This is a genomic window from Streptomyces auratus, assembly GCF_050433025.1.
GTDB classification, from domain to species: Bacteria; Actinomycetota; Actinomycetes; order Streptomycetales; family Streptomycetaceae; genus Streptomyces; species Streptomyces sioyaensis.
In genome coordinates this window covers 2372175-2384820 of the sequence record NZ_JBNGCB010000003.1, presented here as the reverse complement: position 1 = coordinate 2384820, position 12646 = coordinate 2372175, and the positions used below count along the sequence as shown (strand labels likewise).

Here is a 12646-nt window from a genome sequence, read left to right as displayed (position 1 = left end):
TCGCACGCGCTCTCAAGGTATGGAATCTTCCGCCCGGAACGGGGTCAGAACCTCACGGTCGAGACCGTGTAGACCACCGGGTGTCCGGGCTCGTCGTAGCTGACCATGATCCGCTGCGACGGGCGCGGTGCCCGGTCCGTGGTCGTGGTGCCCGACCACGGCAGGTCGTCGTCGAAGCCCCAGCCGACCTTGGATGCCTGTTCCGGCGGGATGGTCTGCTGCTGCTTCTTGAGCGCCGCGGTGCTGGTGCCGATGGCGTTGAGGTAGTGCTCCAGCCCCCAGTCGTTGGTCCGGAACTGGACGAACAGCGAGCTGGTCTGCCAGGAGTTGGTCTCGTAGTAGTAGACCGGGGTGGAGCCGATCGGGACCGGGACGTTGTAGATCCGCTGCTGGACCTTCGTGGGGAAGGCGTTGGTCAGGCCGGTGGCGGCGGCCTCCGCCTCCTTGCCCTCGCCGCTGTCGCGGCTCTGCTCGGCGGAGATGACGATGTAGCCGGCCGGGATCGCGATCAGCAGAAAGACGATCAGTGCCGTCAGCAGGGGGCGACGGCGCTTGACGCGGGGCGGCTGGGCGGGGTGCGGGTCGTCGTGCAGGGGGTGCAGGTCGGTGTCGGTCATCGGCGGCCGGTCCGTTCATAGCGCTCGTACCGCTCGACGCGGCGCCGGTTGGCGCGCCGGAAGCGGCGGGCCACCAGGCGGGCCAGGTCGGCGGCGCCGACCATCCCGGCCTCGGGGCCCAACTGGGCCTTGGCGATGGTGGCTTCGGGGCGGTAGCCGCGGCCGGTGAGCTGGCGCCGGAAGGCGTCCCGGGCCGGGCCGATCAGCAGGTCGTCGGCGGCGCTGACGCCCCCGCCGATGACGAAGCAGGACGGGTCGAGGGCGGCCGCGAGGTTGGCGATGCCGACGCCGAGCCACTGGCCGATCTCCTGGAGGAGCTCGACGCACATCGCGTCGCCCTCCCGGGCCAGCTCGGTGATCAGCGGTCCGGTGATGTCGCCGATCTGCCCGCCGACCCGCTCGATGATGTTGTACGCGACCGGGGAGTCGGCGGCGGCCAGCTCGCGGGCCTCGCGCACCAGGGCATTGCCGGAGCTGTACTGCTCCCAGCAGCCGCGGTTGCCGCACGGGCAGCGGTGGCCGCCGGGGACGACCTGCATATGGCCGAATTCACCGGCCACGCCGTACTTGCCGCGCTTGACCGCGCCGTCCTCCAGGATCGCGCCGCCGATGCCCGTCCCGAGCGTGATCATGACGAGGTGGTCCTCGCCGCGTCCGGCGCCGAAGCGCCACTCCGCCCAGGCAGCGGTGTTGGCGTCGTTGTCGACCATCACCGGCACCGCGAGGCGGCCGGCGAGGCGGTCGCGCAGCGGTTCGTTGCGCCAGTTCAGATGCGGGGCGAACAGCACCTTGCTGCGGTCCGCGTCGACCCAGCCGGCCGCGCCGATGCCGACCGCGTGGACGTCGTGCCGGTCGGAGAGGTCGAGCACCAGCTCGGTGATGGTGTCCTCGACGACCTTGGGGCTCTTGGACTTGTCCGGCGTCTCGGTGCGGATCTGCTCCAGGATGGTGCCGTCGGGGTCGACGACACCCGCCATGACCTTGGTACCGCCGATGTCGATGCCGACCGTGGGCACCCGGGGGGCGGTCAGGTGCGAGCGCCGCTCGCGGGTGCCGACCGTGCGCAGCACGGTGGCCCTGGCGGATCCGCGGTGCACCCGGTCCCGGTACATGCTCATCGACCCACCTCTTCGCCGTGGCTCCCCCACTGCCTGAAGGGCGTGGGTGATGCCCCCATGCGGCTGCTGCTGCGCAAGAGTCGTCTCGTCCCTGCGGGTCTCGGGAGGCCGGGGCCTCGATGTGCTGGTTCGCTGCGATTGTGCATCACCGGCGGCGTCCGGCGCACCGCGACCGACGGTGATGCGCCCCGCACGGCCCGGAGGCGGTGCGGGGCGCGGCGCCTCCCCAGGGTGCCTCACTCGGGCCGGTGACCTCCCGGGAACTCCGGCGTCGCGGTGCGGGCCAGCTCATGACTGAGCTGTTCCAGCTCGCTGCCGCCTGCCATCTGGCGGGTCAGCTCCTCCAGGGCGATCTCCGTTTTGGCGTGGCTGCCGGCCATCGTGCCGCGCTTGAGGAGCACGAAACGGTCGCCGACGAGATAGGCGTGGTGCGGATTGTGGGTGATCAACACCACGCCGAGTCCGGCGTCCCGGGCGGCCGCGACGTACTTGAGGACGACGCCGGACTGCTTGACGCCGAGCGCCGCCGTCGGCTCGTCCAGGACGAGGACCTTGGCGCCGAAGTAGACGGCCCGGGCGATGGCGACGCACTGCCGCTCACCGCCGGACAGCGTCCCGATCGGCTGGTCGACGTCGCGCAGGTCGATGCCCATCCGCAGCAGCTCGCTGCGGGTGGTCTCGCGCATCGTCCGGACGTCGAGCCGCTTGAAGGGGCCCACGCCGGTGGTCGGTTCGGAGCCGAGGAAGAAGTTCCGCCACACCGGCATGAGCGGGACCACGGCCAGGTCCTGGTAGACGGTCGCGATGCCGCGGTCCAGGGCCTCGCGCGGGGAGGACAGGGTGGTCTCCTCGCCCTCGATGGTGAAGGAGCCCGCGTCGTGCCGGTGCAGCCCGGCGATGATCTTGATGAGGGTGGACTTGCCGGCGCCGTTGTCCCCGAGCACACAGGAGATCTCCCCCGCGTGCACCTCCAGGGACACACCCTCCAGTGCCCGGACGTTGCCGTAGTACTTGCTGACGTCGGCCAGCTCGACCAGCGCTGTCATGCCTTTTCCTCCGCCCGCTTGCGGACCCATGCGTTCAGGAGTGTGGCGAGCAGCAGCATCGCGCCGAGGAAGAACTTGTACCAGTCCGGGTTCCACTGCGCGTAGACGATGCCCTTGCTCGCCATGCCGAAGATGAAGGCGCCGACGGCCGCGCCGATCGCCGAGCCGAAGCCGCCGGTCATCAGACAGCCGCCGACCGCCGCCGCGATGATGTAGAGGAATTCGTTGCCCACCCCGTCGCCGGACTGGATCGCGTCGTACGAGAACAGCAGATGCTGGCCGGAGACCCAGGCGGCGAAGGCGACGCCCATATAGAGGCCGATCTTGGTCCTGGTGACCGGGACGCCCACCGCCCGCGCGGCCTGGGCGTTGCCGCCCACCGCGAAGATCCAGTTACCGACGCGGGTGCGCAGCAGGATCCAGGTGGCGAAGCCGACCAGGACGAGCCACCACAGGATGGTGATCTGGATGTCGACGCTGCCGAGGGTCAGATGCGAGGCGAAGATCGTACGGGCCGAGTTGAAGCCCTCCATGTCGGCGATGGACTTCGTCGAGACGGTGCCGTCGATCAGCTTGGTGAAGCCGAGGTTGAGGCCGGTCAGCATGAAGAAGGTGCCGAGCGTGATGACGAAGCTGGGCAGTTTCGTACGGGTCAGCAACAGCCCGTTGAACGCCCCGATGGCGAGGGTGACCAGCAGCGACACCCCGACGCCCACCCAGGTGTTGGCGGTCATCTGGTAGCTGAACATCGACGAGATCAGCGCCGAGCTGACGACCATGACACCGGCCGACAGATCGAATTCCCCGCCGATCATCAGCAGCGCCACCGGCACGGCCATGATGCCGATCGTCGAGGACGCATAGAGCACCGTGGAGAGGCTGGAGGCCTGCAGGAACGGCTCGGCGACGATCGAGAAGAAGACGAAGACGGCGGCGGCGCCGACGACCGAGCCCAGTTCGGGGCGGCCCATCAGTCTGCGCGTCAGGGAGCGGTGCAGCAGCCGTTCGTCGATCTTGGCGGGCTGCACCGGGGACGCCTCGGTCCGGCTCATCGGGTCCCCCGCTTCGTGTAGTCCTGCAGGGCGTCGGCGTCCTTCTTGGTGATCACCTGGGGTCCGGTGAGCACCGGCTTGCCGCCGCCGAGGACGTCGGAGTTGTACTTGTACAGCCACAGCAGGTCGACGGCCTCGTAGCCCTGGAGGTAGGGCTGCTGGTCGACGGCGAAGCCGAGGGAGCCGTCCTTGAGCCCGGTCGCGACCTGGGCGTTGAGGTCGAAGGTGTCGATCTCGGCCTTGCTGCCGGCCTGCTCCCTGGCCTTGACGGCGGTGGCGGCGAACGGGGCGCCGAGCGTGACGACGGAGTCGATGCCCCGGTCCGCCTGGAGCTTGGACTCGATGGAGGACTGCACGTCGGGCATGTTGGTGCCCTCGACGTAGAGCTTCTGCAGATCGCCCTTGAAGGTCTTCTTGGCGCCGTCGCAGCGCTGCTCGTGGCCGACGTTGCCCTGCTCGTGCAGCACGCACAGGGCCTTCTTCCGGCCGCGCTTGTTCAGCTCCTCGCCGACCGCCTCACCGGCCACGGTCTCGTCCTGGCCGATGTGGCTGAGCGCGCCGAACGCCTTGGACTCCTCGGCGCCGGAGTTCACCGTGATCACCGGGATGCCGGCCTTCTCGGCCTTGGCGACCACGTCCTTCATGGCGTTGGGCTTGGCCAGCGAGACGATCAGCCCGTCGACCTTCTGGTCGATGTAGGACTGCACCAGCTGGCTCTGCCGCTGGCCCTCCTTGTCGTGCCCGTAGACGAACTTGATGTTGTCCTTGGCGGCGGCCTGTTGGGCACCGTTCTGCACGATGTCCCAGAAGGTGTCGCCGTCTCCGGAGTGGGTGACCATCGCGAACGTCCACCGGGGGGTGTTCACCGCGGCCTTGCCGCCGGCGGTCTTGGCGGCGCGTTCCTGTTCCGCGCGCAAGCCTCCGGTGCTGCTGCACCCCGCCAGGGAGGCGCCGAGCACCGCCGCCAGTACGGCGCCGACCACGCGTCCCCTTCTTCGAACCCGTGCCACGAGGACTCGCCCTTCCCGCTCATGCGGCCGTGTCGGCCTGGTTGGTTGTATTCGCTGTCCGGATTGCCCGGTTCGTACCTGTGTCGTGTGGTGCCACGGCACCGGTCGGGCCGGCTCAACCGGCCAAGTATCCGTTACCGGTGATCTGTCCCGGTTCATGGGGTGGTCCCGTCTTCCCTGAGGCCTCACCTGGTGCCTCGCCCGGTGTACTCGGTGAGCTTCGGTACGTCCTCCTCGGTGACCAGGGCGGGCCCGGTGAGCACCGGCTTGCCGCCGCCGAGCACATCGGCGTTGGCCCGGTGGAGCCACAGCAGGTCCACCGCTTCGTAGCCCTGGAGGTAGGGCTGCTGGTCGACGGCGAAGGTGACGTCCTTGGCCTTGAGCAGCTTGACGACGGCGGAGTTCAGATCGAAGGTCGCGATCTGCGCGGAGCTGCCCGCCTGCTCCTTGGCCTTGACGGAGATCGCCGCCATCGGCGCACCGAGCGTGACGATCGCGTCGATGGACTTGTCGGACTGCAGCTTCGCCTCGACCGAGGACTGCGAGGCCGGCGCGTTGGTGCCGTCGACATCGAGGTTCTCGACCGTCCCGTGGAACGCCTTGCGGACACCCGCACAGCGGTCCTCCAGCGAGACGTTGCCCTGCTCGTGGATGACGCAGAGGGTCTTCTTCGCGTGCCGGTGGTTGAGCTCCTCGCCGACCGCGCGGCCGGCCACCGACTCGTCCTGCCCGATGTGGGTCAACGCACCGTACGCCTTGGAGAACTCACCACCGGAGTTGATGGTGATGACCGGGATGCCCCGCGCCACGGCCTTGCGGACGGCCGCCTGGACGGCCTCCGGCTTGGCGAGGGTGACGATCAGGCCGTCCACCTTCTGATCGATGTACGACTGGATCAGCGCGGCCTGCTGGGCGCCCTCCTTGTCGTGGGCGTACAGGAACTTCACGTGATCCTTGGCGGCCGCCTGCTCCGCGCCGTTCTGCACGATGTCCCAGAAGGTGTCGCCGTCGCCGGAGTGGCTGACCATCCCGATCGTCATGTGCGGGGTGGCGGCGCCCTTGCCCGTTCCGCCGCTGCCGTCCGTGGCGTCCTGGGCGCCGGCCGCGGCGCATCCGGTGGTCAGCGCGAGGGTGGTCAGTAAGGCGGCGGCGCAGCGCACCGCGCTGCCGCGGACAGTGAAGGGGCTAGCCGTACGCACGCCGTTCATCGTGGAACCGCCTTTTTCTCCCGGCCGCCGGAATGCGGTTGGAGGAGTTTGTAACGGCGCGCACGGAGCCACGTCAATGGTTTGTCAGAACATTCTGACGACTGGGCTTTAGACTGCCCCGTTAAAGCAGGGAATTACGGGTGATATCGCCCGGCCCGGCAGCCTCAGGAGGACGGGGCGGCGGATGCAAGGCCCCTCTGGGGCATCCGTACGGGGCATCCGTACGAGGCAGGCGCGGAGGCATGCCGGAGGCCGGCGACGGCTCCTGCCGGAGGCAGGCGAAGAGACCTTCCGGAGGCGGGTGACGGCGTACGACGGCGCGGCGCTGTCCGCCGGCCCGGGCGGCACTCCGGGACCGGCGTAGGCGCACCGTGGAGACGGACGAGAGACGGCGCGGCGGGGCACCGGTCGGCGCCATCCCGCGCGGGGACGCTCCGACCCTCCCGGGGACGCTCCCGCCCACCGCGGGCGCCGGAAAACCGCGCGCCCGCCCCGCTCAGGGACGTACCAGCAGCTGGAACTCGAAGGCGTAACGGGACGCGCGGTAGACGTGCGAGCCGAACTCGACGGCGCGCCCGGTGTCGTCGAACGTCGTCCGCTGCATCGTGAGCAGCGGGGCGCCCTCGGGCTCGTCGAGCCGCGCGCCCTCCTCCGCGGTCGCGGCACGGGCGCCGACGGCCTGGCGGGCGCTGTGCAGCGTGATGCCGGCCGACCTCATCAGGCGGTACAGACCGGTCTCCTCCAGCGCGGCGGTCTCCAGCGGCAGCAGCCCCGCGGGAAGGTGGTTGCGCAGATGCGCGACGGGCTCGCCATGCGTCAGCCGCAGCCGCTCGACCAGCGCGACCTGCGCCCCCTCGGCGATCCCCAGCGCGGCGGCGACCTCGGCGTCGGCCTCGGTGGTGGTGTTGAGCAGCACCCGGGTGGCGGGCTTCTGTCCGGCCGCCTCCAGGTCGTCGTAGAGGCTGCTCAGCTCCAGCGGGCGCTTGACCTGGCTGTGGACGACCTGGGTGCCGATGCCGCGGCGGCGCACCAGCAGCCCTTTGTCGACCAGCGACTGGATGGCCTGCCGGACCGTCGGCCGGGACAGCCCGAGCCGGCCGGCCAGCTCGATCTCGTTGCCGAGCAGGCTGCCGGGTGCCAGTTTGCCGTTCTCGATCGCGGCCTCCAGCTGCTGGGACAGCTGGAAATACAACGGGACCGGACTGCTCCGGTCCACGCTGAACTGGACGGGGCTCCTGGCGCCCAGGGCCTCTTCACTCTCGCGTTTCCCCACGCTCGCGAGCGTATCCGCCCGGGCAGATGACGGGAAGTCCGGAGGTCACATTGTCCGGACAAGGGTGGGTGAGGCCATGTAAGCAGGTCGGGCGGCGTCGGGGGCCGATTCCCTCGGCGTACGGCGGCCGGGCGCGGACACCGGGTGCCGGCCACGGCTTGCCGACGGACCGGACAGGGCTTGCCGAGGCGCCGGGCCCGGCGTGCCGACGTGCCGGGCCCGGCATGCCGACGTGCCGGGAACCGCAGGCGGCGCGGGACGCCGCACGGAAGAATCCGTCCGGCACCTCCCACTGCTCGCCCCCGGCCCGGCAGCCGCCGGCCGCCCGTCCCGTCCCGTCCCACCCCGAAGGAGCCACCCGTGCCCGTACGCCGCGTCGTCCCCGACCTCCAGTGCGACGCCCTGGAAGAGAACCGCACGTTCTACGGCCTGCTGGGGTTCGAGGAGGTGATGAACCAGGGCTGGGTGATGACCCTCGCCTCCCCCGCCAACCCCACCGCCCAGCTCACCTTCCTGACCCACGACAAGACCGCCCCGGTGACCCCCGATCTGAGCATCGAGGTCGAGGACGTGGACGCGGCCTACGCGGCCGTGCTGAGCTCCGGCGCGCGGATCGTCCGGCCGCTCCAGGACGAGGAGTGGGGCGTCCGCCGCTTCTTCGTCAAGGACCCGAACGGCCGGGTGGTCAATGTCCTGGCGCACGCGGCAGCACCCGCCGACGACGCCGCCACCGAGGACACCGGCACCGGCGGCTGATCGCCCGCGGGGGCCGGCCGGGCCGGCCCGGGTCCGCTCAACCGGACAGGTCCTGGCGCGCCCCGCCACCGTCCGGGGCACCGTTGAGCGGCAGCGCCGTCCCCTGCGCCACCGCACACACCCGCTCCGTCCCCGCCTCGTCGATCACCGTCAGTTCGCCGCGGCACACGGCCTGCCGGCGCCCGGCCTGGACGACCTCGGCGCGGGCCCGCAGCGTCCGGCCGCGCGCCGGACGCACGTACTGGATCGTGAAGCCGCCGGGCCTCGCGAGCGCGCTACTTCAGCCAGGCGTCCTCGTACTTGCGGTACGTCCCGTCGTGGGTGGCCAGGTGGACCCACTGGTCCACATAGGCCTTGAACTCGTCGTCGCCGCGGGGCAGGGCGTAGGCCTTTTCGGAGAAGGTGAAGGGCTTGTCCGGGTGGAGCGAACAGAGTTGGGGGTGGATCTTGGCTTGGTAGCGGGTCTCACTGGCGTCGGTCATCATCACGTCCGCACGTCCCGCGATGATCTCGTCGAAGATCGTCGTGTTGTCCGGATGCACCGTGAGGGTGGCGTGCTTGAGGTGGGAGCGGGCGAATTCCTCGTTCGTCCCACCGGGGTTGACGATGACCCGGGTGCCGGGCCGGTCGATCTGCCGCAGGGTCCGGTACCTGTCCTTGTCCGTACAGCGCACCAGGGGCGTCTTGCCGTCGGTACGGGTCGGCTCGCTGAAGTAGGCGGAGCGGGCGCGTGCGAGGGTGACGGAGACCCCGCCCATGGCGATGTCACAGCGGCCGGCCGACAGATCGCCGACGAGCCGTGCCCAGGTCGTGGCCACGTAACGCGGCCTGGCGTCGAGGCTCTTGGCGAGATCCCGGGCCATCTCGATGTCCACACCGCGGTACCTGCCGGTCCCGGGGTCGCGGTAACTGAGGGGCCGGTAGTCGCCGGTGGTGCAGACCCGCAGCACCCCGCGCCGGGGGACGGCATCGAGCGCCGAGGTCTTCCCGGCGGCGCGGGAGGCGGTGTCCCGGCCCCGCGCGGGAGAGTCCGAGACCGCCGGGGCGGCGGCGGTGACGGCGAGCAGACAGGCGAGGGCGGAGAGGGCGGCGGCGCGCTTCATCAGGGCTCCTGGGACTCCGGTACGCGGCGGCGTGAGCACACGGTCGAAGCCCTCAGAGTGGCAGAGCCGTGCTGCCGGTGCACCCCTTGAGCGGCTGGTGGAACGGCCGCAGGGGCCCGGGCAGCGGCGAACCGACGGATCTTCGGTCCACGTAACCGACGGGACGTCAGTCGTCGTCACCGACGGGACCTCAGTCCTCGTAGAGGTCCGCGCTGCCCCTCGTCGTCGGACGGTCCGGGGCGGCCTCGTCGAGGCGGACGAGGAGGTCGGCGGCGCGCTTGGCGACGGTGTCGCGGTCCCCCTCGGAGAGGGCTGCGCCCATCCCGACGGCGACCGCGCCCGCGGCGATCCACTCCGGTGCACTGTCGACCGTCACCCCGCCCGTCGGCAGCAGCGGCACCTGCGGCAGCGCGGCCCGGACCTCCGTCAGCCAGGACGGATCGTGCGCCGCGGCGGGGAACAGCTTGAGCGCGTCCGCGCCGAGTTCGAGGGCGCGGACCATCTCGGTCGGCGTCGACACACCGGGGAAGACCGGCACGCCATAGCGGTGGCCGGTGCGGATGACCTCGGCGTCCAGGCTGGGGGAGACCAGGTAGCGGGCGCCCGCGTCGACCGCCATCCGGGCCGATACCGCGTCAAGGACCGTGCCCGCGCCGATGATCGCGTCGTCACCGAGCTCGCGGGAGAGCGTGGTGACCGCTTCCAGGGCGAACGGGGTGGTGAGAGATATCTCCAGGCTGGTGATGCCGGCCGACAGCAGGGTGTCGGCGGTGGCGCTCGCCTCGTCATAGGTCCTGCTGCGGACGATGGCGAAAACCCGCTGCGCCAGTGCGGCACGGGTGATCTCCCAGCGATACACGGCAGTTCGCCGTCCTTCCTTGTCTCCGACAGTGCATGCCGTCCGGTACGTGACCCATGACGGACAGGGCACGTTCCGGGGCGCTTCCCGGCAGCCGACCACAGAGGGTCTTTTTCCGCCGATGCCCGCCCGCTCCTCGTTTCTACCGAAACGCTACCGGGAACCACCGACAATCCTCTCTCGGGGGTGCGCCCCATGCGCCCCTTCTGCCGAGAACGGGGAGAAAAGGCAGGTCGGAGGGGGCGCACAGCACAGCGGCGGCCGGGGTGCATGGGCACCCCGGCCGCCGTGGACTCCGGACAACGGGCCCAGCGAGGCCCGTTACTCCGTTCTTCCTGTCGTTCCTGTCGTTCCTGTCGTTCCTGTCGTTCCTGTTGTTTCTGTTGCTTCCGTTGTTTGCCGGCCTCAGCAGCTGCGGTCGACGAGGGCGAACGTCCCGTAGTGGTCGGCGGTGTAGTAGTCCTCGTCCTTCTTCTGGCCGGCCACGATGCGGCGTGCACCGCGGTCGGGCGAGCCCGGCGTGACGACGGTGTACTCGTGGTAGTAGTCGGCGCTCTGGTCCGGGAGGACGTGTTCCCGGTTGTCGAAGACCGTGCCGTCCTTCGGATAGGGGTAGGGCCCGCCCTTCGCGATCAGGTCGAGGGTGTCATGGGCCTGCGAGGGCAGCTTGGAGTAGCAGAGCTTGCCGATGTCCATGGCGTGCGCGGCCGTCGCGTGCGCCGTCGTGGCGTACGAGGTGGCCGGGTGCGTCGTGGCGACGGCAGGGGTGGCGGAAACAGCGGTTCCGCCGATGAGAAGGGCCGATGCGAGGGCGCCTGCGGCGCCGATCCTGGTAATCCGTGGGGGGATTCTCATGCCTCCCAGAATGACGCGCGTAGACATGGCCCTGTCAATCCCAAGCAGCGGAAGTTTTCCGGGAGTTCACACGGTCCGCCCAATTGCCCCGTCTCCGACGGGGCGTCAGAAGCACGTACGGAAAGTCCCTTTCGTGATCGGGAAGCAGGCACGTCGCCGACCGTCCGCACCCCTCTCCGGCAGGACGAACCGTCCCGCCGTCAGACGGACCCCGACACCGGCGGCTTGGGGTTGAATTCACGGGTTGAACGGAATCGGCCCCGGCGCGCAGCGCCACGGGCCGGGCCGAGCCGGACCCACGGTTCGGCCCACATCACTGGAGGTAACCCATGCGGGTCAAGGGCTTCGATCACCTGGTGCTCAAGGTGCAGGACATCGAGCGCGCGCTGGAGTTCTACTGCGGGCCGCTCGGGCTGGAGCCGGTCCGGGTGGACGAGTGGCGGGCCGGCGACGCCCCCTTCCCGTCGGTGCGGGTCAGCCCGAGCACGATCATCGATCTGATCGTCGGCGACGCGCGCGGCGGGTCCAACGTCGATCACATCTGCCTGGTCGTCGAGCCGTTGGACTGGCAGCAGGTCATCGACTCGGGACGGTTCACCGTGCTGGACGGTCCGGGCAGCCGCTACGGCGCACGCGGCGAGGCGCAGTCGATCTACATCGAGGACCCGGACGGAAACACCGTCGAGCTGCGCTGGTACCCGCAGGACGCCGGGGAGTGAGACCGGCCCGGGCCGTCGCCGGGCAGCCGCCCGGCGGCTCGTAGGCACGGGGGCTCGTCGGGCTTTTGCCCGAGAGGCAAATCTTTTGCCCGATGGGCGAAAGGTCGTTATACCGGGGACATGACCGAGCTCCCCGACGAGCCCTCCGGCGCTCCGCCGGAGGAGCTGTCCACCGTCGCACCGCGCCTGCGTGACCTGCGGCGACGCAGTGGGCTCACGCTGGAGACCGCGGCCCGGCTGGTGGGTCTGTCGGCCGCGCATCTCTCGCGGCTGGAAACCGGCCGGCGGCAGCCGTCGCTGCCGATGCTGCTGGCGCTGGCGCGCACGTACGGCACCACGGTATCCGACCTGCTCGGCGAGACCGCGCCGGAGCGGGACCCGATCGTGCGGGCCGGGCGCACCGAACCGTCCCGGGCCGGCGGCTGGACGTACTGGACCGTCGGCGGGGCCGGGCGGGCGATGCAGGCGCTGCGGGTGCATGTGCCGCAGCGGGCGCAGGGCGAGTTGGTGCGGGTGCATCCCGGCGAGGAGTGGCTGTACGTCCTCGACGGGCGGCTGCGGCTGACGCTCGGTGCGGCGGTGCACGTGCTGGATCCGGGGGACGCGGCGCACTTTGACTCGCTGACCCCGCATCGCATCGCCGCCGCCTCTCCGGACGGGACGGAGCTGTTGTTCGTCCACACCCTGCTGCAGAGCGGGGCCGCCGACCTGTGCCTCGGCGACGACGCGAGGCGCCGCGGGCTGTGAGCCCGGGCGCCGCTCTCGACGGAAGGACCGTATGCGTCATGCCTGATCAGACCACCCCTGCCAGTCCCCCGGCGGCGGAGCAGCTGCCCGAGGCGGCGTCCGGACGGACGTACGTCGAGAACAAGCCACCCCGTGGGCTGTACGTGCGGGTCTTCATCTACGTCGTCGCCACGCATGTGCTGCTGGCGTTCATGAGTCTCCTGGTGGTCATCGCCAAGACGCGGTGACGCCGGGACCGGCAACGTCCATCCCTTCGGCTCGAAAGTCCATGGCCCCGGCACGG

15 protein-coding genes are annotated in these 12646 nt (G+C 70.5%); 4 read left to right on the top strand and 11 right to left on the bottom strand.

Annotated elements, in window-relative coordinates:
- Positions 1-44: 44 nt before the first annotated feature.
- The 7 genes from BKA18_RS30130 to BKA18_RS30100 all read right to left on the bottom strand — a co-directional run bounded on the left by BKA18_RS30130 (position 45) and on the right by BKA18_RS30100 (position 7267).
- A complete protein-coding gene (locus BKA18_RS30130) occupies positions 45-617 on the bottom strand; it encodes a hypothetical protein (RefSeq protein WP_366044854.1) in 573 nt (190 codons plus the stop codon).
- Entirely contained in the window at positions 614-1735 is a 1122-nt protein-coding gene (locus tag BKA18_RS30125; RefSeq protein ID WP_006602221.1) for an ROK family glucokinase, read from the bottom strand. The genes BKA18_RS30130 and BKA18_RS30125 overlap by 4 nt, the downstream gene beginning before the upstream one ends.
- A 236-nt stretch (positions 1736-1971) precedes the next feature.
- The gene (locus BKA18_RS30120; RefSeq protein ID WP_006602222.1) at positions 1972-2781 is read right to left on the bottom strand and encodes an ATP-binding cassette domain-containing protein; all 810 of its coding nucleotides are present in this window, start codon (positions 2779-2781) and stop codon (positions 1972-1974) included.
- Positions 2778-3833 (bottom strand): ABC transporter permease, encoded by a 1056-nt coding sequence (locus tag BKA18_RS30115; RefSeq protein WP_366044855.1) that lies wholly within the window; start codon positions 3831-3833, stop codon positions 2778-2780. Before BKA18_RS30115 ends, BKA18_RS30120 begins: the two co-directional genes overlap by 4 nt.
- Positions 3830-4843 carry a sugar ABC transporter substrate-binding protein gene (locus BKA18_RS30110; protein ID WP_176969494.1) on the bottom strand — a complete coding sequence of 338 codons (1014 nt, stop codon included), beginning with the start codon at positions 4841-4843 and terminating at the stop codon, positions 3830-3832. The genes BKA18_RS30115 and BKA18_RS30110 overlap by 4 nt, the downstream gene beginning before the upstream one ends.
- A 185-nt stretch (positions 4844-5028) precedes the next feature.
- On the bottom strand, positions 5029-6051 hold the full coding sequence (locus BKA18_RS30105) for a sugar ABC transporter substrate-binding protein (protein ID WP_006602225.1): 1023 nt from the start codon (positions 6049-6051) through the stop codon (positions 5029-5031).
- Between the two features lie 496 nt (positions 6052-6547).
- A complete protein-coding gene (locus BKA18_RS30100) occupies positions 6548-7267 on the bottom strand; it encodes a GntR family transcriptional regulator (protein WP_366044875.1) in 720 nt (239 codons plus the stop codon).
- A 417-nt stretch (positions 7268-7684) separates the two neighbouring features.
- Between BKA18_RS30100 and BKA18_RS30095 the strand changes: the two genes are divergently transcribed.
- On the top strand, positions 7685-8080 hold the full coding sequence (locus BKA18_RS30095; protein WP_366044856.1) for a VOC family protein: 396 nt from the start codon (positions 7685-7687) through the stop codon (positions 8078-8080).
- Between the two features lie 37 nt (positions 8081-8117).
- Here BKA18_RS30095 and BKA18_RS30090 read toward each other — a convergent pair whose 3' ends face one another.
- From BKA18_RS30090 to BKA18_RS30075, 4 genes are all read right to left on the bottom strand, one after another.
- Positions 8118-8327, bottom strand: a complete 210-nt coding sequence (locus BKA18_RS30090) for a PaaI family thioesterase (protein WP_429638783.1) — start codon at positions 8325-8327, stop codon at positions 8118-8120.
- Positions 8328-8355: 28 nt separating this feature from the next.
- On the bottom strand, positions 8356-9183 hold the full coding sequence (locus BKA18_RS30085) for a transporter substrate-binding domain-containing protein (RefSeq protein ID WP_366044857.1): 828 nt from the start codon (positions 9181-9183) through the stop codon (positions 8356-8358).
- A gap of 190 nt (positions 9184-9373) precedes the next feature.
- Positions 9374-10042 (bottom strand): bifunctional 4-hydroxy-2-oxoglutarate aldolase/2-dehydro-3-deoxy-phosphogluconate aldolase, encoded by a 669-nt coding sequence (locus tag BKA18_RS30080; protein ID WP_006602230.1) that lies wholly within the window; start codon positions 10040-10042, stop codon positions 9374-9376.
- A gap of 405 nt (positions 10043-10447) precedes the next feature.
- Entirely contained in the window at positions 10448-10897 is a 450-nt protein-coding gene (locus BKA18_RS30075; RefSeq protein WP_366045875.1) for a ribonuclease domain-containing protein, read from the bottom strand.
- A 329-nt stretch (positions 10898-11226) separates the two neighbouring features.
- On the opposite strand from BKA18_RS30075, the gene BKA18_RS30070 reads away from it, so the two are divergent.
- From BKA18_RS30070 to BKA18_RS30060, 3 genes are all read left to right on the top strand, one after another.
- Positions 11227-11616, top strand: a complete 390-nt coding sequence (locus BKA18_RS30070) for a VOC family protein (RefSeq protein WP_366045874.1) — start codon at positions 11227-11229, stop codon at positions 11614-11616.
- A gap of 120 nt (positions 11617-11736) precedes the next feature.
- Positions 11737-12363, top strand: a complete 627-nt coding sequence (locus tag BKA18_RS30065) for a helix-turn-helix domain-containing protein (protein ID WP_366045873.1) — start codon at positions 11737-11739, stop codon at positions 12361-12363.
- A 38-nt stretch (positions 12364-12401) separates the two neighbouring features.
- Complete coding sequence (locus BKA18_RS30060) at positions 12402-12590, top strand: DUF6126 family protein (protein WP_366045872.1); 189 nt, start codon at positions 12402-12404, stop codon at positions 12588-12590.
- The last annotated feature ends 56 nt before the right edge of the window (positions 12591-12646 follow it).